This window comes from Clostridium sp. OS1-26 (genome assembly GCF_030915445.1).
Lineage (GTDB): Bacteria > Bacillota > Clostridia > Clostridiales > Clostridiaceae > Clostridium_AM.
On record NZ_CP133264.1, the window covers coordinates 5,111,165 to 5,135,553 of the forward strand.

A 24,389-nucleotide genomic window follows, 5' to 3' on the forward strand; every position below is an offset into this window, starting at 1 on the left:
GCTCATATCGATAAAACCATTCTATCGAAAATGAACAGACTATACTTTAATATGAAATTATTTAATTATTAAGAAAAGATAAAGAAAAAATAAATATTTTACTAAAGCTAGAGGCTACAGTATATTTATGCTTCCTCCAACTCATTCTGTTTAACAGGTAAGGTGACTGTAAAAACAGTAACACCATTGCTACTTTCCGCAGAAATTGTTCCTCCATGTAATGTAACAATTTCTTTTGCTATGGCCAGTCCTAATCCGGATCCTCCAGTATTTGTTGTTCGTGCTTCATCCAATCTAAAAAACTTTTCAAATATGTAGTTTAATTTTTCTTTAGGAATTGTTTTTCCTGTGTTTCTAAAAGAGATTACAACATTGTTTTGTTGAACCTCTGCTGAAATATCAATGATGCTGTTATCGTTACTATAGACAACCGCATTTTTCAAAATATTATTGAATACCCTTGCTAATTTAGCTGGGTCACCATATATTGTCATGTTTTCATCAGCATGAATCACAGCTTGTTTTCCATGTGGCTCAAGTAACGGATAAAATTCATCTGTCATTTGAATAAGCATATAGTATAGATCAATGGTTTCTCTTTCTAATGTCATTGTTTGAAAATTATATCGTGTAATTTCAAAAAACTCATTAATTAAATTTTCTAGGCGATATGCTTTTTCTAAGGTAATTCGTACATATTTCGCCTTTTGTTCAGTAGGCATATCAGGAGCTTCATCAAGCAAACTTAAATATCCAATAACAGAGGTCAACGGAGTCTTTATATCATGAGCTAAATACATTACCAAATCATTTTTTCTTTGTTCTGCTTGTTGAGCATTTTGTTCCCTTATTTTTAAAGTTTGCTTTAATGCATTTAACTTGCTTTCCATGAAATCCATCTCTGGTGACATCTCAATTGCTTTATTTTCACCTCTTATTAAAGCATCAACACCATCATTCATTTCATTAAAATATTTTGTAAACCAAGAAAGAAAAAAACGAAAGAATATAAGAAAAAATATAATAATTGTTATCATCATAAAAATATCTAAATTATTACGGAAAGTGTATTGATAGATTGTAAATGCATCCTCATAGCGTAATAAAAAACTACGCTCTAGAAATCGAACAACCAGTTCTCCAATCTTCCCTCTACATAAAGAACGTAGAAACAAAGCGACAAGAACCGACGCTACTACAGTCAATAACATTTGAAAAAATATTTTACGCTTTAATTTTATATAGTCAGGCTTTTTTCTTTTATTTCTCAATTTTATACCCCACTCCCCATATGGTTTTAATATATTTGGGATTTTCTACGGAATCGTTCATCTTTTCTCTTAAATGCCGGATATGAACTGTGATAGTATTATTACTTTTGCTAAAATATTCATCGCCCCATATTTCATGGAACAATTCTTCTGCGCTAACAACATTACCTTTTCGCTGACACAGTATCCGCAATATTGAAAATTCAGTAGGAGTAAGTGTCAACGGCTGCTCATTCAACAGGCATTCATGAGTATCTATATTAAGAACTAATCCAGAATGAATAATGATATTTTCTTCTTGTTCTGAAGCCCTATTATATTTCCAATACCTACGTAATTGCGCCTTAACTCTTGCTACTAATTCCAATGGACGAAAAGGTTTTGTAATATAATCATCTGCGCCAAGTGTCAATCCTGTAATCTTGTCAATTTCTTCTTCCTTTGCTGTAAGCATAATCACAGGGTAAGTATATTTTTCTCTAATCTTCTGGCAAATTGTAAACCCGCTTGTGTCGGGAAGCATAACATCTAAAATCGCAAGGTCAATCGTATCCTTTGCAATACAATCCAAAGCATCCTTTGCGGAATAAAATTTATAAACGGTATAGTTTTCATTTTTCAAATACAATTCCACCAAATCAGCAATTTCCCGTTCATCATCCACCACAAGTATTCTTCCATTCATAGTCTTTCACCTCTCTTATGTAATATCTTATTTTACTAATATATCCGATATAAAATATTATTTTACTCTTAATAAATTATTAAGATTTTCCTAAGTTAGAGATCCTTCTCCTTTTAGTATCTATTTGTATAAATCAATCTTCGACTTTGTACCTCTATCTATAGGGAAACTAAATTTATGGTATTATAAATTTTACTCCTCCTGGTACTATCTCAAAAGTAACATTCTTTCTTTTTACTATTTCTCCATCTATATTTAAGGTAACCTCTTCTTCAGAATTTACTATTACCTTTTTTCCTTTATAAAAAGTAACCTCTTCTATTTGATGATGCTCACCTTTAATAAGCTTTGGGAATAGTATAAACATTTTTGCTCTACTTAACTTATCAATAGCACAAATATCAAGTAATCCATCTTGAAGATCTGCATCTGGAGCTACTTTCATCCCTCCACCGTAATACCTTCCATTCGCCAAAGCTAATAAAGTGTTTTTTATTTTTATTTCTTTATTATCAATTATCAACTGAATTTCTCTATACTTATACATAAGTATTGTAATAATAGCACTGAGTATATATGCTATTTTTCCTGATATAAAGGGACGCTTTTTTATATTCCTTGCATTATTTGCAACTTCAGCATCAATTCCTATAGATGAAATATTTATAAAATATCTATCATCAACCTTTGCCAAATCAATTGGTTTTATCTTTCCATTTACAGTGTCCTTTATTATATTTCTAGGCAGTTTTCCTTTATATACGCTTCTAATAAAATCATTTCCGCTGCCACTTGGAATAAAGCCGAGACAACTTTCGCTATTAATCATTCCATTTAACACTTCATTGAGTGTTCCATCTCCTCCAACAGCATAGACTCTATAATTTTCTTTACTGACATATTTTCTAACTATCTCTGTAGCATGTCCTACCTTTTCTGTTATTTCAATTAAAAATTCTTCATTAGTATTTTTAAATTCCTCCTCAATTTCAGGTATTAGCTTAAGTGCTTTTCCTTTACCTGCTTTGGGATTAATAATAAATAAGTGCTTCATAAATTTACCTCTTTCGTAAAGTGCAATCAAATATTGTCTACATACTATTATACACAAAAATGAAAACCCCTATAAAGTAATTCTACAGATTTTTATCTGCATATACTTTATAGGGATCCTAGACCGAAAGTTAGCTTTCTAGTTAATTTCTCTATATATTAGACACTGCTTTGAATTTTCATGTATACAAAGAATTTAACATGCTTATGAGAGTACCATTTTTACATTTATTTATATAAACATCATGAAATTCATTTTAAATCTTATGTGATATATATTCATACACATGATCTTTAAGAGACTTGTGTTCCATTATTCTCTTTCTCTAATTGTGATACCACATATATTACTGTGCTCTATAGGGAAGTTAAATTTTGTTACAGTATTAACTTCCCTGCTAAAGCACTAATTTAATTATGAGAAGATATTACTAAATTCTATTATAATACATTTTTCCAATTAATTCCAATGATTTGTGTTATATTTTTAGATATACTTATAAAAATAATAACTCTTATCCTTCAAAAGTTTTACCTTCAGAAATGAGCTGCATATTCTTTGTTCTTTTTCTGATTAGGAAGGATAGAATAAATCCAACTGCACCTAATCCGGTTAAGAATATAAAGATAAATGCACTAAATCTTAAATTCTTTTATAACTTCCTCTAATCTATCTACACTTTTTATATTCTCTACAGCATTTTCATTTACCTCCTGAAGCTTTTCAAATATATTGGCAGCTTTTTCAGTTATATTCTGCACTCCTTCAGCACTATCATTTACAGTAGAAGCTGTTTCATTTATAGCTTTCACTATTCCTTCAATTGAAGCATTTAACTCCTCTGCAACAGCACTGAAATCCATCATAAATTCATTTACATCATCTGCATCACTATTGTATTGATTAGCTACGTCTATGATATTTTTATACTCTTTTGTTACAGTATTTTCAACAAAATTTAGTATACTAACAGAACTGTCTATTAGTTTCTTCACAGAACCCTCTACTGTACCTACAACATTTTGTATATTACCAGCAGTAACTGCAGACTCCTCTGCAAGCTTTCTAACTTCATCTGCTACTACTGCAAATCCCTTTCCAGCTTCTCCAGCTCTAGCTGCTTCAATAGCCGCATTTAAAGCTAATAAGTTTGTTTGACTTGTAATACTAAGTATACCTTCTGTAAGTTCATTTATTTTATTTACCGCTTTAGTACCTTCTATAGCCATCTCAAGATCAGCTTTTACGTTAATATAGATATTCTCCGCTTCTTTTATAGATTTAACGGAAGTCTGTTTTAAATTTTCTGCTCTTTTTGAAATATCATTGGAGTTTTCTGATCCTCTTTCTGCCTTTCCAGCCATAGACGCTACAGCATTCACCATCTCTCCAGAGGCTGCAGAAATTTCTTCTGTTACAGCTGCAGTTTCTTCCATAGCATATGATAAATTCTCACTTTCTACTGAAGCTTCTTGAGCGTATCCCCTTAATTCCTCTGTAAGTCTTTGTACAAAAGCTGCATTACTGCTTACATTATTTGAAACCGAGGATAAATCTTCGATTATTCTTCTCAATATTTTTCTCATATTAGCAATAGCTCTAAATATGTCGCCTATTTCATCTTTATAATTAAAAAGATATTCATACTCTTTATAATATGTTAAATCAAGCTTACAAGTTTTGTCTACAATCTCAGTAACCTTTTCTATAGGATCTGTTATTTTCTTTGATACGATACTTGTTATAAAAACTGCTGCCAAAGCTATTCCAATCATGATGACTATTATCATAAAAGTTACTTTTCTAGCACCAGAAATTATATCAGATTTATCTGCTGATAAGACAAAGGTCCAATTCACACCTGGTATTATTTCATAATAAGAAATCTTTTCTTCTCCGCTAAATAAATATTCAATCATGCTGCCATTTACTTCTTCACCACTTTGTACTTTTTTTACAACTTCTTTTATCTTATCATTTTCTACTGGCTTACCTATTTTTTCTTTAGTAGGATGGAAGATCATATTTCCTTTTTCATCTGCTAAATAAGCATAACTACTATTTGTCTCTGCTATTTTTACATTTTTAAAATATTTAGAAAAACTTTCTGCTCTCACTGCAGAGGCAGAGTATCCGGAAATTGTTCCATTTATTATTATTGGGCTAGTTACCACTATAATTTGTGCACCGCTGGATTTTGAAGTTAGCGTCTCACTAATTGCTGTTTTACCTTTTAAGGCTTCTTTATTATAGTTTCTATCTGATATATTTTGATTAATAAGTTTTCTGTCACTGTCCGCTATTATAATTCCTTTGTTATCTACTATGAAAGTATGTTCTAAGTTACCTTGTTTTTTTACATATTCGTCCAACTCCTTACTTACATTTTCAATAGCAACTTTATAGGCTTCAGAATCATAAGAAGCATCATGAAGCTGAATAAGCTCAACAATTGATTTTTTGCTAGACAGTCCCCCTACCTCTGTACTTTCTTTTTCCAGCATTACAGCTATAGTTTCTGTAGAACTTTTAGCTATAGATTTCATTTCAGTTTGACTGGCATTATAAAGTTTAGTTGAAACTTGATAATATACTACTGAACAAGAAATTATCATTGTAATTAAAATAAGTGCTCCTATAAATATTGGAATTTTCCGTTTTATTCGCATTTTACCACTCCTTCGTCATTTAACTTAAAATAGATACTTTATTTCTATATTTATCGCGACTTTATTAAGTTTCTTTAAAAATATTATTGAATTTTGTCCATATTAAGCTAGCGGAGCGAGCTTATCTAAGCTCTAACTCTTTTCTTCAACCCTTCGCTGAAACTCAATTCTATTTTTATATACTTAAATGTTATTATAATTGCTTATTTACAAATACCCGAAAAAGTTTTATACTATGTTTAAGGTTAATTCAAACCATATAATACAATTAAATTGTTACTATATCATTAATTCTTATAAAGTGAAACTTATTCCACATCAATGATATAATAATGAATAATCTAAAACTATGATGGAGTAGATAATTATGGATCAAGATATTATAAATATATTTCATTTGTTTTTTATAGTTGTTTTCTTTGCAAGCATTTTTTCCTATGCTATTTATTCAATAAAACAACTTATCAGGAATTTTAGTTTCCAATTTATAAAAAAGATTTATTGTCAAGCTTTGAGCTTTAGGAAACTCATGTCGAGAAAAGACTATATGTCTTTTGAAAAATATGAGATATGGCGGTTTTGTGTTGAATTTTAAAAGAAATGATGTTACGGATAGTGGTAATCTGATAAATAAAAATATAAAATAAGGAGAGATACTATGAACATCATTTCTAGTATATTAAATACATCATTAAACTATTTCTTTAGCTTAACAGGTGATTGGGGCGTTGCAATAATTTTATTGACTATACTAGTTAGAACACTTCTTCTACCAATGTCAATGAAACAAAAATTAAGTATACAGCAGCAGCAAAGTTTATCTAAAAAGATGGAAGAGTTAAAGGAAAAATATAAAAATAATAAAGAAAAGCTAGAATCAGAGTTGCAAAAACACTATCAACAAAGTGCTAAAAGCATGTTTGGATGCTTAGTAAGTTTTCTGCAGCTTCCAATAATATTTACATTATATAGTGTAATTTTAAAAATGCCTGTCCATACAGGAACAATTATTATTCCTTGGATAGCAAATATTAAGCTGTCAGATAGCTATTATGTTCTTCCAATATTATATGCACTTACTACGTTAAGTCCGAATTTACTTTCGTATTTTTCATTTTTAAAAATAAGTTCATATAACAATATGCCAAAATCTACTCTTATACTGACAAGTATTTTCAGTATACTGATAACCATAAAAATCCCAATAGCTGTTGGAATTTATCTTATAACAACAAGTTTATTTTCTTTAATAGAAGAGATAGCCTTTAGATTATACTTAAAAAATAGAAGTTTAAGTTATTAATATCCTCTTATTTAAGGATCATAATAAATTTAAAAATATGTAGTGATAATCTTATCTTATAAATAAAGCCTATATCTTATTTTACACCGTAATTTAAGATATAGGCTTATATTTTCTTATTTTGAATAGCCTGTTGATAAACTAGAGTTTTTCTGTTTGTGAATAATACTAGTATACTCAACTAGCATAACGAGTAAAAATTAATATATTTATACGAAATATGGGTAATACTAAATACACATAATTATAAATTTATAAGTTTAATAGGTGATATCTATGTTAGATAAACTTTTAAGAAAGCTTAACTATTTTAAAATAATTAATGACCCCAAAAATTGTAAAGAGACCATTAGCAACAAACCACTTCCTACTCCTATTTCCAAAAATATTAAAGATAATTTCGAAAAAATTAAGAGTATTTTTGAAAATGATATAGATATAAATATTCGCCAGTTTTTAATAGGTCAAAATAATATAAAGGCATTAGTTGTTAGCCTGGAAGGTTTAAGCGAAACAAGCGCAGTAAGCAAAAATATACTCGACAATTTAATGTGGGAAATCCGAAAGATTCCTATTGATTATGACATTAACTTAGAAAATATTAAAAATTATGCAATAAGCAGTAATAAGATAAGAGAAGTGTCTACTATAGAACAGGCTGTAGATGGAATATTAAATGGTAATACAGTTCTTTTTCTAGATAAAGAAGATACTGCATTGGAATTAGGAACACAAGCCTGGGAGCATAGAGGTGTTGAAACACCACAAACTGAAAACACAGTAAGAGGACCTCGTGAAAGTTTTACGGAAACATTAAGTGTAAATACATCACTTGTTAGAAGAAAAATAAAAAATCCTGATTTAAAGATAGAAGAGATGGTTATTGGCAAAAGGACTAGAACTAAAATATGTATTGTATATTTAAAGGGTATTGCAAATGTTAAAATTCTAGAAGAAGTGCGGCATAGATTAAAATCTATAAATATCGACGCTATTCTTGAGTCTGGATACATTGAAGAGTTTATTAAAGATTCTCCATTTTCTATATTCCCTACAGTTGGTAACACAGAGGTACCAGACAAATTTGCAGCAAAAATACTGGAGGGCAGGATTGGTATTCTCACAGAGGGTACACCAATAGCGCTAACTGTCCCATTTCTTTTTGTGGAAAGTTTACAGGTCACTGAAGATTATTACTCCGCACCTTTTTTAGTAGCACAGATTAGACTGTTAAGATTAATAGCTTTTCATATGACTATTTTTGGCCCTGCAATTTTTGTTGCTATAACAACTTTTCATCCTTCTATTATACCAGAAAATCTTATGCTTACATTGGCGACAACAAGAGAGAAAATCCCTTTTCCTGCTGCTATAGAAGCATTTCTTATGGCAGGTGCATTTGAAGTAATTAGAGAAGCAGGAGTACGTATGCCCCGCGCCGTAGGTCAAGCAGTAAGTATAGTAGGAGCTTTGATTATGGGAGAAGTTGCAGTTAATGCTGGGTTGGTTAGCCCTTTTATGATTATAATAATATCATTAAGTGGTATGATGAGTTTTTTATTACCACCGCAAATCGACCCAATCACATTGCTAAAATTTCCATTATTGATAGCTGCGGCTACATTTGGATTAATTGGAGTACTGTGGAGTTACATATTAATGATAATTCATCTTGCCTCCTTACGGTCTTTTGGAGTTCCATATTTTTCACCAGTTATGCCTTTTAATTTTAAAGGTATGAAGGATTTTATCATAAGGGTTCCATGGTGGTTAATGAAAACAAGACCTAGTTCCATAGTATGGAGAAAATCTCAACGTGTTGGTGATAACAGTACACCTGATCCCAGTAATGGTAAGGTTGGTGATGAATAAAAGTGAAAAAGAAGTTTATTTTTATAATAGTGATAATTTTATCCATCATAAGTCTAACAGGATGTTGGGATTCCATTGAACTTAATCAAAGAGAAATAGTTACTGCAGTTGGTATTGATAAAGGAGATGAAAAGAGTAATATAATTGTTACATTTCAAAGTATAATACCTGAACGTGCATCTACACCCTTGAGACCTGCAAGTGAGAAAAGTAATATTCACGTAGTTTCGGTAACAGCAAAATCCATAACAGATTCATTGGTAAAATATCACAAAAGAACAAGTAAAACACCTGAATTTCAACACAATAGGATTTATGTCATTGGAGAAGATTTAGCAAGAGAAGGCGTTAACTCCTTTATTGATGGTATATTCAGAACCTACGAATTTCGTTCCAGAGGTTGGATTTTGCTATGCAAAGGAAAGGCATCTGATATTCTTCACAAAAGAGTTGAGGCTACAGCAATATCAGCTGATTATATAGGTAATCTTATAAACATTAGCAATCATGTAGCCACTGTGCCAACAGAAACTTTACATACCTTCTTGATGAAGCTTTCAAGCAAAACAACATCACCTGTAGTTACACAAATAGAAATAGAAGCTCCGAAGGAAGGAAATGCTGCTGACATAGGCTATAACGGATGCGGAGTTTTTAAGAAAGATAAGCTGGTTGGGTGGCTTACTATGAATGAGACTAGAGGACTTTTGTGGATAACTAATCAAATTGGTAAAGGAGTTCTTCTATCAGGGTATCCAGGTACAGCCAGTGAAAATATAAGCGAACAAATAGTAAGATCAAAAGTAAAAATAAACCCTAAAATAACAAATGGCAAAATAATGATATCTTTAGATATTTGGGAAGAAGGAGAAATACGTGAAAACGATAAAGGTGTGTATATAAATTCACCTGAAAGCATTAAAGCACTTGAAGATGGATTTGCAACTGAAATAAAAAGAGAAGTTAAAGAATCTCTTCAAAAAATTCAAAAAGAATATAAAACAGACATTGTTGGCTTTGGTAGTAAGATCCACAAGAAATTCCCTAGTCAATGGAAAAATATTGAGGCAAAATGGGATGAAGTTTTTCCTGAAATAGAAGTAGAGGTAAATGTTGAAGTGAAACTAAGAAGTACGGGCAAGATAATTAATTCTATCACCCCATAAAAGGAGTTGAAGTTTTTTGTTTCAGAGTGAAAAAATATCCGGCCATCAGGCTTTAATGCTTGTACTTGCAGGTGCCATAGGCGATATATTTGTAGTTATAACTTCACCTGCAGTTAAATATTCAGGAAGAGATGCTTGGATGTCAATTTTGTTAGCATACATTATTGCTGCAATAGATGGGCTACTGTTAATTAATTTAGGCCGTCGTTTTCCCAAAAAAACATTTGTTCAGTATCTGCCTGTAGTCCTAGGTAAGTTCGTAGGAAAGCTTGCTGGCCTTTATTATATTTTAGGTTTCTGGCTTATGGCTCCAATAATTATGAGAGATCTTATAGAAGCGCTGCGCCCTTTCCTTCCTTTCACTCCACCAATTGCAGTGAACATTCTAATGTCTCTATTAGCTATTTATGTGATGCGAAATGGATTTGAGGTATATGCGAGAACAACAGAATTATTTATGCCAATAATAATTATTTTAATAATTTCGCTCTTATGTCTTAATTTTACAAATGAAAATTTCTCAAATATATTACCTATTTTTGAAAATGGTTTTATGCCAATTTTGAGAAGTCAAGTGGTACTGTTTCCCTTTGCTGTAGAACCAGTACTTTTTATGGCATTATGGCTTCCATGCTTAAATATAATAAAGGAAAGTAAAAAAGTTCTACTTATAGGTATGTCCATATCAGGAATACTTTTAATGCTTTTATCAATTGTAGTAATAGGTTTTACTGGTACTGATATGACAACAAAAATTATAAGTCCTTTAAACTATATTTCGCATTATATTGATATTACTAATTTTCTTTCTGGCTTTGATGCATTTTTTATTATACTTTGGATGTTATCCAGTTATATTGAATTATTAGTTTTCTACTATCCTGAAATTGTGGGGCTAGCCCAATGGTTCAATCTAAAAGATTATAAACCATTAATTATCCCCATGGTAGCTATTAATGCAGGCTTGGCTATGATACCATCAAATATTGTTGAGCATATGAATTTAGACCTTTTAAAAAACCCTTTTATAATACTTCCATTAGGTATACTGATTCCAATTACTTGGCTTATAGCAGTAGTTAGAAAACTTGATGAATCAGGCAAAGATAACCTAAAAAAGAACTGTAAGCATATTAATTAAAAATCCACTTGCAGTTCTTCTATATTTGAAATTTATTTTATACTCTTAAACATCTATTTCAGGCATCTCTTTGATATTATCTTTGTTAAAGACTATTTTAAAGTCGATTTCCTGAAATCAATGTTCCTAACACTATTAATACAGCACCAAAGAATCCCATTAAACTTAAAATCTCTCCTGAAACAATATAAGCAAATATAGCTGCAAAAACTGGTTCTGCTGTATAAATCAAAGCTGTGTGTGTTGCAGTAGTGTATTTCTGAGCCACGTTTTGAATAATAAAAGCCCCTGATGTACAAACTACACTCAACATTATTATGCTTCCCCATATATTATAGCTTGTAGGTATTATAGGCTTTTCTATAAAAAATGATGTTAGCATACTTAGCAATCCAACTGTTCCTATTTGTATAATAGCAAAGGATATAGATTCTACCTTTACAGTATATTTGCCTACAAATATAATATAAAAAGCATATAGAACAGCGCTTATAAGCGTGTATATATCACCTATATTTATGTCCGCAATTCCCTGATTTAGCGTAAGCATTCCTAGCCCTACAAGAGCTAAAGCTACACTTATGCATATTTTACTATTTAATTTTGTCTTGGTCATGATTGAAGAAAAAACTGGTACCAGAACTACGCTAAACCCTGTAATAAATGCTGATTTAGAAACAGTAGTATAGCTCAACCCTACAGTCTGAAATGCAAAGGAAGAATATAAGAGAGCTCCAAGTATAGTTCCGTACTTTAACTCTTTCTTTCCTATTTTCATCATTTGCCTTATAAAAATAAGCGATGATATCATAAAGGCTATAATAAACCTAATTGCCAAAAAATTATAAGTTGGCATTTCAGATATGGAGTTCTTCGTTAACCAAAAGATGTTCCCCAACCTACTGTTACAAATAATAATGCTGCATCTGCTTTAACTTGTTTTGTCATTACTAAGATCCCCCTTAACATTAATAAAAGCAATATACTCTATTGCTTCAATCTACTTATATAATATACTAATTAAGGGGATTTTGGCTTTGTAAGATTTTAAATTCTACAATAGGTCCTTTTGTAATTTTTACAAACTGTTGTTTAGTAAATTATATATTCTTATGGCTACTGCGAGCTCTTCATAAAAATGTGTGTTATCATAATTTTCATTTAGTATCTTATTTATCCTTTCTATTCTGTATCTTATAGTATTACTATGTTGAAATAATTCTTTAGCAGTTGTTTTAATATCTCCGTTATTTTCAATATACTTTACAGCAGTTCTTAATAGTTCTGTATCATTATTTTCATCATAGACAATTAGTGGTTCTATAATTTCGTTATAGTATTTCAATACCCATGGATTATCTATAAGAGGAATTAGAATTCTGTTAACTCCAATCTCATCAAAAAATGAAATATCCTTTTTATAGGCTATTGAATATTTAAAAGAGTATATGCTTTCTTTTATAGAATTATTCAACTCACCTAGTTTTTTATACAAACTACTTACTCCTATGATATACTCTTTGGTAGTAATTCCACATTCCTCTAACTTTTTTACTATAAGTTTTTTAGATTCTTTAGAACTTATTTTTTCAAAGGTATTAATAAAAATATATCCATCTTTATATGGTATGATTTTATTTAAAGATTTATAATCCTCTTTACTAAAAAAAATCGACCTGTGTGTTAATTTTCCGTTACTTTTCTTTTTACAAAAGGCTACTATATTCTTCTCTTTAAAGTTTCTATTAATTTCATGCGCTATCTTTTTTATGATCAAACTATCTAAATTACTATATAAAATACTGTCTACCTTAAGTGATAATGTCTCATTTTCTTTTCTTTCCTGGATAGCTTTAGCAAACTCTGTAATTATGTGCTCAAAATATGTATCACTGAATATCATGATAGGAAAAAAGTTTTTATCCGCCAATTCTATAACTTCCTCAGGTATAGTATTAAAATACACACTTTTTATTGCTAATCCACTTATTTTTACTGAAATCATTTTTTCTACAATCTTGTATAACTCTTCAATATTATCTTTTATTACCATTAGTGTGCTTATTACAAACTCGCCTTCAATGAAGTTTTCTTCTATTAAACCACCCATTTCATAATCTAAAATTCCAACATTAGTGATTTTATTTGAAAGTCCCTTATTTCCAGCAATAATTTTAAATCCCTTAAAGCTCTCGAATTCTAAAGCCTCATGTATAGTTATAGACATATACAATCCTCCTTTCTCACATGATTATATCTTGCTATGTCTTGTAAATACAAATTCATTATCTGAAGACAGCTCCTCATTGTAAACGTAGCCTTCCTCTTCAAAGTTTTTCAATATTTCAATATTATTAACTTTATTTTCTGCAATATATCTGGACATCAATCCCCTTGCCCTTTTAGCATAAACAGCTACAATCTTATATGTACCACATCTGTATTCTTTAAAGCTTATATTAATAATTTTACCTGTGAAACTCTTTGTATCGATAGCAGAAAAATACTCATTGGATGCTAGATTAATTAAATTTTTATCATTATGTTTATTGATTTCCTCATTTAAATAATTAGTAATCTTATCTTTCCAAAAAGAATATAAATCTTTTCCTTTTGGATTTTTAAGTTTAATACCCATCTCTAGTCTATGTGGCTGAATTAGATCCAGCGGTCTAAGTATGCCATATAAACCAGAAAGAATTCTTATATGATTCTGAGCAAACTGCAGCTCATCTTCACTGAACTCATCAGCTCTCATTCCTTGATAAACTGTTCCTGAAAAAGTTAAAATTGCTTGTTTGCTATTTTCTAGAGTAGATTTTACTTGAAAACTTAGATTTCTTTTAAAGTTCAATTCCGCCAAATCATCACTTATTTTCATTAATGTACTTAATTCTGGAGGAGTATATTGTTGAAGTTCCCTCACTAGCTCAGTAGCTTCTTTCTGAAATATTGGCTCCGTATATAAATTAGCTAAAGTTTTTTTGTTATAATTCAAAGTTTTTGCTGGAGATAATACCACAATCATTATTCATTACTCCTTTCAGTATATTATCTTTTCAATAAATATATAGAAAACTATTTCTCTAAACTTATTTCTTATTTAGACAATTTATATTGTATTCTAATTTTACTATTTTCTCATAATTAAATACATAGATTTATCTTAAGGATTTTAAAATGCTAAGACAATTACAATATATTTACAACCATGAGCGAACTTTCATATTATATACCGCTGTAACCTTTTTAGTCAAATAACATATAAAATTCGCAATCACATATTGAATTATTTTCTATTAGTGTTATACTATATATGAAAATAAAATTAAATATGTGTGTTTTTTCGTTGATTACCGCATATTATATAGTATATATTACAATTGTGAGGTGTATGTTATGAACAATACTATAGTTAGAACTCCTGAAGAATTACTAAAAGATTTAGATGCTTGTCTAAAAAAATCTGGTATGTCTCCTGAAGAATTTTTAAACTGTTTCGCTAATTTTTATAATATAAAAGACATTGTTGAAAAGGATATCATTGACTCTGGCTCCTATTATGATAGCTTTATAGCTTAAATTATCAAAATCTAAGATATGTATCATCTCAATAATAATATATTTCAACTTTCATTTAAAAAAGCTAAGGACATGCTAAGTAAATTTAAACTTACTTTCATGTCCTTTTGCTTTTATAGGATTTCAAACTGGAAAATTGGCTTACACAAAGGGCTATGTTTCTAAAGCTGAAGGTAGATTTAAAAACTTTGTGTCAGTCTTAGTGAAGTGTTTTAAGACAACCTTAGAATCTTAGATACTGGTGAAAAGCCTAAATGGCTTTTCACGAGCGACTTATCGATGCTAATTGATAAGTTGGTCCGACTGAGTGGAGCAACTTATGTTATATGAAACTCCTCTTCCTTATGTCAGATGAGTAAGCGATTCACACAAAATCATAGATTTTTGTTCTCTGCTTAAAACATAAGCTTTAGACTGACTAAAAGTTTTTAACGGACTGAAGCTTGGAAACATAGTCCGGGGTGTAAGCCAATTTTCGGACTTGTAATCCTATATGCAAAAGAAAAATAGACCATACCACTAATTTAAAGCAGTATGGTCTATGATTAATAAATTTAGAAGCCTGCTGGTATTACAGCCTGCCCTCCTATCAATATTACAATACTATTTGAGTTAAGTTTATTCTTCATGTAATCTACTGAAGTTTTTGGAATAGATTTACTAGTTAAAACTATTGGTGAACTTCCCTCTGCTGCTAATGCTGCACCAGCTAAAGCATCTGCAAATTCATCTCCATTAGGACCATCTCCTAATGCAACATATACTTTATTAAAGTTAATGTCTTTTTCAAACTGTTTCAATATGTTTACATTAGTTTCAAATCTATCATTTCCACCTAATCTTATAGATGAAGCTGATACTGATCCATCTACTGATGCTTTAACATCTTTGTCTACGGAGCCTTCTAACCCAATTATATATGAATTCACTGGCTTGTTCTTAGCTAGGTATGCACCTACGCTTTCTGGAAGCTTGTTTCTATCTGTTAAAAGTACTGGCATTCCCTTCACAGCTGCTACAGCTGATATTGATAGGGCATCAGCATAATTATATCCATTTGCTATAACCGCACTGTCTTTTGTACCAAGCTCTTTTGCTATATTTACAGAAGTTTCAAATCTGTCTGTTCCTGATATTCTCTTTACATCAGGTTTTACTTTCAAAGAATTTTGGAGAGTATTTTCAATATTTTTTGATACTACTGACTCTCCACCTAAAACTATTACATGTTTTACTCCTAGTCTTTCTAATTCAGCCTTTGTAGCTTCTGGAAGCTCATTGGACTTAGTTAAAAGTATTGGTGCATTATATTTTTTGGCAAGTGGTGCTGCACAAAGAGCATCCGCGAATACTTCTCCATTTGCTATAAAAGCATACTCTGAACCTTTATCCCATCCATTCTTTGAAACATTTGCTGAAGTTTCATATCTGTCTGCACCTTTAATACTCTGCACTGTAAATGGAAGTATTGACATGGTGCTTATCTTCCAATTGTTTGCTACATCTGGAGTAATTGTCTTTTTATCTTGGATGTATTTAATCATCATATTTCTAACTTGTCCATCATCACCTAGTGTTTTTGCTGAATCATAGGTTGTTATGGAAGGATCTCCTGGCTTTAGTCCTGCGGCCTTCATAAAGCCTCCTCCGCCATTGTATCTGTAGTTGTTTATTGCAACTGTGAATACATCAGTATCCTTTACAGGCACACCATTGATTTTCAAGTTTTTAATTCTGTTGCCAGATGTAACTAATCCTGTTTTTGCATCAACAGTACATGCTGGTTGTATTAAGTCAATATCATAAGTTGCCCCATATAACTGGTCTAAATTATAATCCGGAATATTTAATTCTGAATCTTTAACTATTTGATCACCTGGATTTGATACCTGCTTATAGTATCTAACAGAATACTCCATCCAATTTTTAAGCTGAGCACCTGTCATTTTAACTCCATATAAGAAGTTCTCAAACACATATACTCCCATCATACTTTGAATTGTAACCTCTCCTTTTGGTATATATGCGCTTGCACTTAGAGGTGCTGCTATAGACAGCTGAGCTTTAGCTCCATCCATTTGCACTTTATTTATTAAATCCATAAGTGCTGTAGGCTCAGTTGTTTGATTTGTACCTGGAAATTCTCCTGTAGAACTTCCAATAACAGTTCCTACATATTTTACAGTTGCATCCTGATAAGGCTCAGCAATCTTTAATATATTCTGATCTGCCTCAACCTTTTCATCCATTTTTACAGTTTTTGTAGTAATCGTTCCTACAGTTCCATCTGCTTTTACACTTATATCAACCTGCGAAACAGCTTGAGCCCATTTGCCAGGCTCTGTAATTGGAACAACTTTTCCACTTGAATTTTTGACAGTAAGATCACTCGAGATATTAGAATGGGCGTGCCCACATATTATAGCATCGATTCCATTCACACTACTTGCCACAGCTTTAATTTGATTTTCAGGTATTGTATCATTAGCACTTTCTTCTCCACTGTGAATTGTAGCTACTAATATATCAACCTTTTCTTTATCTTTTAATATTGGTACCCACTTTTTAGCCTCATCTACCAAGTCATTAAATTTTAAGCCTTCATAATTTGAAGCATTCTCCCAGTTAGGTATGCATTTGGTTGTTAAACCTAATATACCAACTTTTATATCTTTTCCATTTACTTTAAATGTTTTAACAGTATATGGTTTTACAAAATTTGAATCATCTGAAGTTTTATAGGTGTTTGCTGATAAAACATTTATATTTTCATTTTGAGCATCTTTAATTACCCTATTTAAAACTGTTAAACCATAGTTGAATTCATGGTTTCCAAGAGTCCATGTATCATATTTCATTGCACCCATTATTTTCATCATTGGATATTCTGAGGTTGTATCTACTTTGTCGTAGTAATATGAAAGTGGAGTTCCCTGTATTGTGTCTCCTGAATCTACAAGCATTACATTAGGATTTGCATTTCTAATGCCTTTTACATAAGTTGAAACCTTTGCTAATCCTTGATTTGCAGGCTTCATATTACTATAATCAATTGGTAGTATGTTTCCATGAAGATCCGATGTACCCACTATAGTTATAGTTGCATTACCATTTCCTACAAGTCTGCCATTCATATTTGTAACTATACCTTTGTTAGCTCTTACATTTTCAATTAAAGCATCTCTAACAAGTATATGTGTATTATTTAAAGTTGTTTTAACAGAAGGCTCGTTAAATACTACAAATCCATCGCCGCCTTGTCCTAAAAAGTCATTAGTAGCAACCTTAATTACTTCACTGTCTGATATAGCTTTTCCATCTTCTCTAGTTAAGTTTATCACTCTACTGCCACTTGGTTTAGTCATATCATAAGAAACCTTAAGACCTGAAGATTGAATTCCCTTTCCGTTGTCTGCTACAGCCTGTTCAAATACTTTAATTAACTGAGCTTTATTCATATTAACTGTAACAACTTCATTGTCGAAAGGCATTAGGTAAAACATTGTTCCTACAGTTACATCTCCTGCTGGTACGTCAACTCTTATTCCTCCATTATTTTGGAATCCAACCTCAGCTTGACCCTTTGTTTTTATAATGTCAGAAGTCCAGTTCCCAAGATAAGATTCTCCAAAAGGATTAGCGTTCTGCATTCTTGTTAAATCAGTTTTTGTATTTCCTATAACTTCTTTAAATGTAGGTCCTACTTGATTCTTAGCATCATTTATTACCGCTAAAGCTTCACTGTCAGTAAGCGGCGGCTGAGCTTTATATCCATTAGGATTATTATTATCAAGTGCAATAAAGCTTGACTCTACATTTGTAAAAGATACTTTTCCTGATGGATCTACATTCATCTTTAAGTCTGTAAATCCTTTTCCTTGAGCCTTAGCTATTACAACCGGTATCCCTGTTTTGCTTATAGCTTGTACTGCAGTATGAGAATGTCCTCCTATAACTGCATCCACATTAGAAAGCTTATCAGCTATGTCAAATACAGGTCCTGTTTTGCTGTCTTGATTACTACCTTCATGCATAACAGCTAGTATTACATCGGCTTTCTTGCTATCTTTTATATCCTTTGCAATAGCATTTATTTCTGCTACCGGCTCTGTAAATTTGTAGTTAGCAACGTTAGCAGGTAAAACTACACTTGGAGTTTCTGTAGTTATTGCGCCAATAAGTGCTATTTTAACTCCATCCTTAGTAATAATTTTATATGGATCAAATACCCTTGTTCCTTTATTTTTGTCATAAAGGTTTGAACAAATTATTGAGTATTTTGCATCCTTCATTGTAGTGTTTATAATCTTGTCCAATCCCCAGTCAAATTCATGATTCCCTAGAGCAGTTACTTCCATTCCAATGCTGCTCATAAGTTTTTGAACTGGTACTCCAAATAATACATTGGACATCGGTGAACCTTGATATAGGTCTCCTCCACCTATAACTAGAGTCCTGCTTGGGTTTGCATTTTTTATGTCTTTTATGTTCTTTGCAAGAACTCCACCAACAGGTAGTGCTGGTGTACTAGAATCTTCTAAAGCCCCATGAAAGTCAGTAATTTCAATTAAGTCGAAGGCTTTAGCTGCTGCTTCTGCTTTAACATTCGTAAACGCACCAGGCGTTAGAAGTGAAAAAAGCATAAACAATGTCGTTATCCTTGCTGTCAGTTTTTTGTGCCTAAGCATTTTCAACACATTATTCACCCCTTCTAAAAAAAATAGAAATATAATGATGTATAACCATTATATAACATTGTGAATTTTTTGTAAACTGAACTTTTATCTAATCTCTCTTTATAGATATCTAACTAAGATACATGACTTAACTAAGTCTCCCCCATCAATACCGCTAATAAGCCAAGTACTCAGCTTGGATATCTATGGTATACTAATTCATATTTTCTTAATATGCCATAGATTGAAACTCTCAATATACAATGATATAATGAATTTAAGGAATTAAAATTAAATATAGCTCGGATGATTATAGCGTGAGATAACATTTTGTTAACCGAAGAAGCAATGATATAGCACCACAACTATATCAGAAACTTTCAGGTAAAAGTAGCGTTATATGACGAAACTCTGAAGATCTGTTTAAATACAGAACCCAAGGTGTAAAATATAGGTCTCTATATCTAAACTCTCAGGTAAAGAATACAGAGGACATGTGGGGTAAGCTTATACTTGCCTTCATGGCCTTTATTTTTTATGCAAAAATTAACTGGAGGCAAGGATTCCAATTAATAAAAATTGATACTTTAATTTATATTAAAGTAAAGGGAGGAAGATTTATGGATAGAGAATTATATGAAGTTGAAAAATTTTTAAATCAGTATGGTATGAAGTTAGGTCAAAATAAGAGAATGGCAGGAAATTTACTAAAACAGTTAAATAGAAAGAATATAATAGCACGATCTATGCGTTGCGTATATCGATTAGATAATTTTATAATTAAGGCTTCATCAGATGCCACAGGCTTTTCCTTACCTGTAGGAGCTGATCAATGCATTAATGAATTTAAAATATACACTTCAGAAGATGAACGTCTTGAAAAGTTTAAAGAAATATTATGTCCAGTATATGCAATATATGAAAGTAAATTTTTATATTTGACAGTTCATAAACTCTTAAATCCTATAGAAACTGGGACTGAATCTGATGAGACAATATATAGTTATATTAAAAAAGAGAAAAAATTTGCAAATGAAGAGAAGTTTTTTTCAGTACTAGAAAAGTTCAAAAAATTGTTAGTAACGGAAGTTCCTGAATTGCAAAATGAATATTGTAAAGTAAATTCCTTTGGTTACGATGAAAATAATAACTTATATGTTCTTGACTATGGTATGCTCTAAACTTTTTGACTTTAATCCTATATAAAAAATGGCTGTTTCGAATAAATTCGTAACAGCCATTTTATTTTCTAGCTATGTTTATTATACTTGATATCCCAAATCTCTGATTTGAAGTGAATCGCTTACTCAGCGAGTACTCATTCGACAATAGGAGAAGGAGTTTCATATACATATATTAAACTTTAAAAGTATTATTGCATATTTAGATACTGTATTAATCCTCTTTCAAAAATATCCATTGCATCTTCTAACTCATCAGAATTAATACAATATGAGAAACGAACTTCATCTTTTCCTAAACCTGGTGTAGCATAAAAACCTTCAGCTGGAGCAAACATGACGGTCTTATTATTGTAAGAGAAATCTGTAAGCATCCATTTAGCAAAGTCCTCTGCATCCTTAACTGGAAGTTTTGCAACTATATAAAATGCACCAGTTGGCTTATCACATATAATTCCTGGAATTTTGTATAGTGCATTATAAAGGATATTACGCCTGTTCTCATACTCAGCCTTTACTCCATAAAAATAACTTTCTGGAGTATTTATTAGATTTGCTGCTGCAATTTGCTCTAAAGTAGGTACACAGAGTCTAGATTGACATAATTTTAATATCTGGTTGATTAAATCCTTATTTTTGGACGCAACAAGTCCAATTCTTGCTCCACATGCACTATAACGTTTTGAAATACTATCAATTAAAATTACTCTATCTAAAACATCTGTCATAGTTAATGCAGATGTATATTTTAAACCATCATAAACAAATTCTCTATACACTTCATCAGCAATTATATAAATATTGTGCTCTTTTGCTATATCTGCTAACATTCGTATTTCTTCATATGTATATACAACACCTGTTGGATTTCCAGGATTAGAAATAATTATTCCTCTTGTTTTATTTGTTATTCTACTAACAATTTCATTCTTAGATGGCAAATGGAATCCATTTTCTGCTTTTGTCATAAAAGAAACCACTTTAACACCAGCTACATCTGAAAAACCACTATAATTTGTATAGAAAGGTTCAGGTATAATTACTTCATCACCAACATCGCAAATTGCCATCAAGGCAAACATAATTGCTTCACTGCCGCCATTTGTAATTAGTATATCGTTCTTTTCAAAATCAACGCCCCAAACTTTATAATATTTAATAAAGCTTTCAATTAATTTATCACTTCCTTGAGAACCTGAATACTTAAGTACCCTCTCCTCATACTCTTTGACAGCATTAAAGAAACAATCTGGAGTTACTATATCTGGTTGTCCAATATTTAAATGATATACCTCAACTCCCTTTTCTTTCGCAATTTCTGCATAAGGTGCGAGTTTGCGTATCGGAGAAAACTGCATATCTGATATTCTTTTAGAAAATTTCATTAATAATCTCACCTTCTCATTATAGTATTTATAAACTCTTACTAATATATAAAAACTTAGAATCCTTTATATAAAAACTTAGAATCCTTAAGCAAATATTCTTTTAATAGTCCTCTTCAGATGGCATTACGGAATAATTATTTTTAATTGTAGATAACGAAACTGTGGTCTTTGTCTTGCTAATTCCATTTAAGCCTTTTATTTTATTTAGAAGTTTTTCAAGAGTTTCGGTATTTTCTGTAATGATTTTTAACGCATAATCATAATCTCCTGCAAGATAATGACACTCTAAAATTTCCTCTTCTCTCTGAACTGCTTCTAAAAACTTGTTAGTGTATTTAGGTGATTCTAAACTAACAAACATAATTACTGTAAGATTTCTATTTAATTTTTTAGCATTAATAATTACAGTATACTTTTCTATTACACCAGATGCATCAAGCTTTTTTAATCTATCACTTACCGCTGGTATAGATAGATTAATTTTGCTGCTGATTTCTGAAGCTGTAACTCTTGCATTATTTTGTAGTAACTTTAATATTTTCACATCTAAACTATCCATGGACACACCTCTCTAGCTGAACAATTAATTATTCGTTCTGATTATAGTATATATATTTAAAGATTAAAATAATAACAGTTATAATACATAAATTTTAATGTATTTTATAATATTATCCTAAATTGATTAATATTATACAATCAAACACTACTAAAAGTCTACAAAATTTAAAGAGTTATAACGTTTTCATTTGTTATTTTTTTAACATTTTCCGCATTATCTATTTAAAAATTTAATCCATTTTTAAAGTTGCCTTAAATTTTTAAACAAAACTGTGTTTGTCCATTATTTGCAGTAATAAATTTAAGGTTAATTTTATTTATACATTAATTATTATTGAATTTAATTAAATAAGTTTAAAATTCCTAATAATTATAGTATTATGAATGTAAGCGATTAACCAATGTTATTTTTTATCAAAATTTAAATTAATTTGTCTGGGGGTATCATAAAATGACAAAAGAAAGAGTAACAGCTTATATCAATGGAGTAATTGAAAACGTTAAGAAAAGAAATGGCAGCGAACCAGAATTTCTACAAACAGTTGAAGAAGTTTTAGGTTCTTTAGGACCAGTACTTGAGAAACATCCTGAGTACATGGATGAAAACCTTTTAGAGAGATTCTGTGAACCAGAAAGACAAATCATGTTTAAAGTTCCATGGACAGACGACAACGGGAATGTACAAGTTAACCGTGGATTCAGAGTACAATTCAACGGAGCTATAGGACCTTACAAGGGAGGACTTAGATTCCATCCATCAGTTTACATAGGAATAATCAAATTCTTAGGATTTGAGCAAATATTAAAGAACTCATTAACTGGCCTTCCAATAGGTGGAGGTAAAGGTGGTTCAGACTTCGACCCAAGAGGAAAGTCAGATGCTGAAATAATGAGATTCTGTCAAAGCTTTATGACTGAGCTTTATAGACATATAGGACCAGACGTTGACGTTCCAGCTGGAGATATCGGAGTTGGTGGAAGAGAAATAGGTTACCTTTATGGACAATATAGAAGAATCAGAGGAGCTTTTGAAAATGGAGTTCTTACTGGTAAAGGCTTAACTTATGGCGGAAGCTTAATAAGACCAGAAGCTACTGGATTCGGCGTATCTTACTATTGCCAAGAAATGCTTAAGCATGAAGGAACAGACTTGAAAGGCAAAACAGTTGCTGTATCAGGCTTCGGTAATGTTGCATGGGGAGTATGTCAAAAAGTTAGCCAATTAGGCGGTAAAGTTGTAACTCTATCAGGACCAGACGGATATATCTATGATCCAGAAGGAGTAACAGGAGAAAAGATAGATTACATGGTAGAAATGTTAACAATAAACAAAGGTGCAAGAATTAAAGATTATGCTGATAAGTATGGTGTTCAATTCTTCCCAGGAGAAAAACCATTTGGAGTTAAAGTTGATATCGTAATACCATGTGCAATTCAAAATGACATTAAAATAGAAGAAGCTAAGAAAATAGTTGAAAACGGAGTTAAATTTGTTTGTGAAGCTGCTAATATGCCTTGTACAAACGAAGCTGTTGAATACTTCCAAAAGAACGGCGTAATAGTAGGACCTTCAAAGGCTGCTAACGCTGGTGGAGTTGCTACTTCAGCTCTTGAAATGTCACAAAACAGCATGAGATTAGCTTGGACTGCAGAAGAAGTAGATGCAAAATTACACCAAATAATGGTTAACATCTACAACAACTGTAAGAAAGCATCAGAAGACTATGGTTTTGGATATAACCTAGTTGCTGGAGCTAACATTGCAGGATTCGTAAAAGTTGCTGAAGCAATGCACCAACAAGGAAACTACTAGAAATTACAAGAGAGAATCTTTAAATAG

The 24,389-nt window shown here is 31.2% G+C and carries 17 protein-coding genes and 1 riboswitch; of the genes, 7 read left to right on the top strand and 10 right to left on the bottom strand.

The genetic code is table 11. The annotated features are described in order from the left end of the window. Positions 1-125: 125 nt before the first annotated feature. The 4 genes from vanS to RCG18_RS25370 form a co-directional block, all read right to left on the bottom strand. The gene (vanS, locus tag RCG18_RS25355; RefSeq protein WP_308042113.1) at positions 126-1,277 is read right to left on the bottom strand and encodes a vancomycin resistance histidine kinase VanS; all 1,152 of its coding nucleotides are present in this window, start codon (positions 1,275-1,277) and stop codon (positions 126-128) included. Next, complete coding sequence (gene vanR / locus RCG18_RS25360; RefSeq protein WP_308038752.1) at positions 1,261-1,956, bottom strand: VanR-ABDEGLN family response regulator transcription factor; 696 nt, start codon at positions 1,954-1,956, stop codon at positions 1,261-1,263. The genes vanS and vanR overlap by 17 nt, the downstream gene beginning before the upstream one ends. 175 nt (positions 1,957-2,131) lie before the next feature. Further along, positions 2,132-3,010: a diacylglycerol kinase family lipid kinase gene (locus RCG18_RS25365; protein WP_308038753.1), complete on the bottom strand. Its 879-nt coding sequence runs from the start codon at positions 3,008-3,010 to the stop codon at positions 2,132-2,134. A gap of 635 nt (positions 3,011-3,645) precedes the next feature. Then, the gene (locus RCG18_RS25370) at positions 3,646-5,679 is read right to left on the bottom strand and encodes a methyl-accepting chemotaxis protein (RefSeq protein WP_308038754.1); all 2,034 of its coding nucleotides are present in this window, start codon (positions 5,677-5,679) and stop codon (positions 3,646-3,648) included. A 658-nt stretch (positions 5,680-6,337) separates the two neighbouring features. Here RCG18_RS25370 and yidC point away from each other — a divergent pair. The 4 genes from yidC (at position 6,338) to RCG18_RS25390 (ending at position 11,161) form a co-directional block, all read left to right on the top strand. Continuing rightward, complete coding sequence (gene yidC / locus RCG18_RS25375; RefSeq protein ID WP_308038755.1) at positions 6,338-6,982, top strand: membrane protein insertase YidC; 645 nt, start codon at positions 6,338-6,340, stop codon at positions 6,980-6,982. Between the two features lie 276 nt (positions 6,983-7,258). After that, positions 7,259-8,854 carry a spore germination protein gene (locus RCG18_RS25380; RefSeq protein ID WP_308038756.1) on the top strand — a complete coding sequence of 532 codons (1,596 nt, stop codon included), beginning with the start codon at positions 7,259-7,261 and terminating at the stop codon, positions 8,852-8,854. A gap of 2 nt (positions 8,855-8,856) precedes the next feature. Next, entirely contained in the window at positions 8,857-10,020 is a 1,164-nt protein-coding gene (locus RCG18_RS25385) for a Ger(x)C family spore germination protein (protein WP_308038757.1), read from the top strand. A 16-nt stretch (positions 10,021-10,036) separates the two neighbouring features. Then, positions 10,037-11,161 carry an endospore germination permease gene (locus RCG18_RS25390; RefSeq protein WP_308038758.1) on the top strand — a complete coding sequence of 375 codons (1,125 nt, stop codon included), beginning with the start codon at positions 10,037-10,039 and terminating at the stop codon, positions 11,159-11,161. A gap of 97 nt (positions 11,162-11,258) precedes the next feature. Here RCG18_RS25390 and RCG18_RS25395 read toward each other — a convergent pair whose 3' ends face one another. The 3 genes from RCG18_RS25395 to yaaA all read right to left on the bottom strand — a co-directional run bounded on the left by RCG18_RS25395 (position 11,259) and on the right by yaaA (position 14,189). After that, complete coding sequence (locus RCG18_RS25395; protein WP_308038759.1) at positions 11,259-12,017, bottom strand: DMT family transporter; 759 nt, start codon at positions 12,015-12,017, stop codon at positions 11,259-11,261. Between the two features lie 222 nt (positions 12,018-12,239). Then, positions 12,240-13,388, bottom strand: coding sequence for a PucR family transcriptional regulator (locus RCG18_RS25400; RefSeq protein WP_308038760.1), 1,149 nt, complete (start codon positions 13,386-13,388; stop codon positions 12,240-12,242). Positions 13,389-13,412: 24 nt separating this feature from the next. Continuing rightward, positions 13,413-14,189 carry a peroxide stress protein YaaA gene (gene yaaA / locus RCG18_RS25405; protein ID WP_308038761.1) on the bottom strand — a complete coding sequence of 259 codons (777 nt, stop codon included), beginning with the start codon at positions 14,187-14,189 and terminating at the stop codon, positions 13,413-13,415. Positions 14,190-14,560: 371 nt separating this feature from the next. Here yaaA and RCG18_RS25410 point away from each other — a divergent pair, with 371 nt between their 5' ends. Then, positions 14,561-14,743 (top strand): hypothetical protein, encoded by a 183-nt coding sequence (locus tag RCG18_RS25410; protein WP_308038762.1) that lies wholly within the window; start codon positions 14,561-14,563, stop codon positions 14,741-14,743. Positions 14,744-15,297: 554 nt separating this feature from the next. On the opposite strand, the gene RCG18_RS25415 is transcribed toward RCG18_RS25410, so the two are convergent. Then, positions 15,298-19,431: a 5'-nucleotidase C-terminal domain-containing protein gene (locus RCG18_RS25415; RefSeq protein WP_308042114.1), complete on the bottom strand. Its 4,134-nt coding sequence runs from the start codon at positions 19,429-19,431 to the stop codon at positions 15,298-15,300. Positions 19,432-19,725: 294 nt separating this feature from the next. Beyond that, positions 19,726-19,825, top strand: a riboswitch (glycine riboswitch). Positions 19,826-20,039: 214 nt separating this feature from the next. Between RCG18_RS25415 and RCG18_RS25420 the strand changes: the two genes are divergently transcribed. Continuing rightward, positions 20,040-20,600 carry a hypothetical protein gene (locus RCG18_RS25420; RefSeq protein WP_308038763.1) on the top strand — a complete coding sequence of 187 codons (561 nt, stop codon included), beginning with the start codon at positions 20,040-20,042 and terminating at the stop codon, positions 20,598-20,600. Between the two features lie 191 nt (positions 20,601-20,791). Here the strand turns inward: RCG18_RS25420 and RCG18_RS25425 are convergent, their stop codons facing one another. Together RCG18_RS25425 and RCG18_RS25430 are read right to left on the bottom strand one after the other, a co-directional pair. Further along, positions 20,792-21,985, bottom strand: coding sequence for a pyridoxal phosphate-dependent aminotransferase (locus RCG18_RS25425; RefSeq protein WP_308038764.1), 1,194 nt, complete (start codon positions 21,983-21,985; stop codon positions 20,792-20,794). A 103-nt stretch (positions 21,986-22,088) separates the two neighbouring features. Then, complete coding sequence (locus RCG18_RS25430) at positions 22,089-22,547, bottom strand: Lrp/AsnC family transcriptional regulator (RefSeq protein WP_308038765.1); 459 nt, start codon at positions 22,545-22,547, stop codon at positions 22,089-22,091. Between the two features lie 453 nt (positions 22,548-23,000). Here RCG18_RS25430 and gdhA point away from each other — a divergent pair, with 453 nt between their 5' ends. Beyond that, on the top strand, positions 23,001-24,362 hold the full coding sequence (gene gdhA / locus RCG18_RS25435; RefSeq protein WP_308038766.1) for an NADP-specific glutamate dehydrogenase: 1,362 nt from the start codon (positions 23,001-23,003) through the stop codon (positions 24,360-24,362). Positions 24,363-24,389: the final 27 nt, after the last annotated feature.

Coding starts and splice junctions, on each gene's coding strand:
- RCG18_RS25420 (WP_308038763.1), top strand. CDS start 20,040: ATGGATAGAGAATTATATGAAGTTGAAAAATTTTTAAATCAGTATGGT.
- RCG18_RS25400 (WP_308038760.1), bottom strand. CDS start 13,388: ATGTCTATAACTATACATGAGGCTTTAGAATTCGAGAGCTTTAAGGGA.
- RCG18_RS25370 (WP_308038754.1), bottom strand. CDS start 5,679: ATGCGAATAAAACGGAAAATTCCAATATTTATAGGAGCACTTATTTTA.
- RCG18_RS25415 (WP_308042114.1), bottom strand. CDS start 19,431: ATGCTTAGGCACAAAAAACTGACAGCAAGGATAACGACATTGTTTATG.
- RCG18_RS25365 (WP_308038753.1), bottom strand. CDS start 3,010: ATGAAGCACTTATTTATTATTAATCCCAAAGCAGGTAAAGGAAAAGCA.
- RCG18_RS25410 (WP_308038762.1), top strand. CDS start 14,561: ATGAACAATACTATAGTTAGAACTCCTGAAGAATTACTAAAAGATTTA.
- vanR (WP_308038752.1), bottom strand. CDS start 1,956: ATGAATGGAAGAATACTTGTGGTGGATGATGAACGGGAAATTGCTGAT.
- yidC (WP_308038755.1), top strand. CDS start 6,338: ATGAACATCATTTCTAGTATATTAAATACATCATTAAACTATTTCTTT.
- RCG18_RS25395 (WP_308038759.1), bottom strand. CDS start 12,017: ATGCCAACTTATAATTTTTTGGCAATTAGGTTTATTATAGCCTTTATG.
- RCG18_RS25430 (WP_308038765.1), bottom strand. CDS start 22,547: ATGGATAGTTTAGATGTGAAAATATTAAAGTTACTACAAAATAATGCA.
- RCG18_RS25380 (WP_308038756.1), top strand. CDS start 7,259: ATGTTAGATAAACTTTTAAGAAAGCTTAACTATTTTAAAATAATTAAT.
- yaaA (WP_308038761.1), bottom strand. CDS start 14,189: ATGATTGTGGTATTATCTCCAGCAAAAACTTTGAATTATAACAAAAAA.
- RCG18_RS25425 (WP_308038764.1), bottom strand. CDS start 21,985: ATGAAATTTTCTAAAAGAATATCAGATATGCAGTTTTCTCCGATACGC.
- gdhA (WP_308038766.1), top strand. CDS start 23,001: ATGACAAAAGAAAGAGTAACAGCTTATATCAATGGAGTAATTGAAAAC.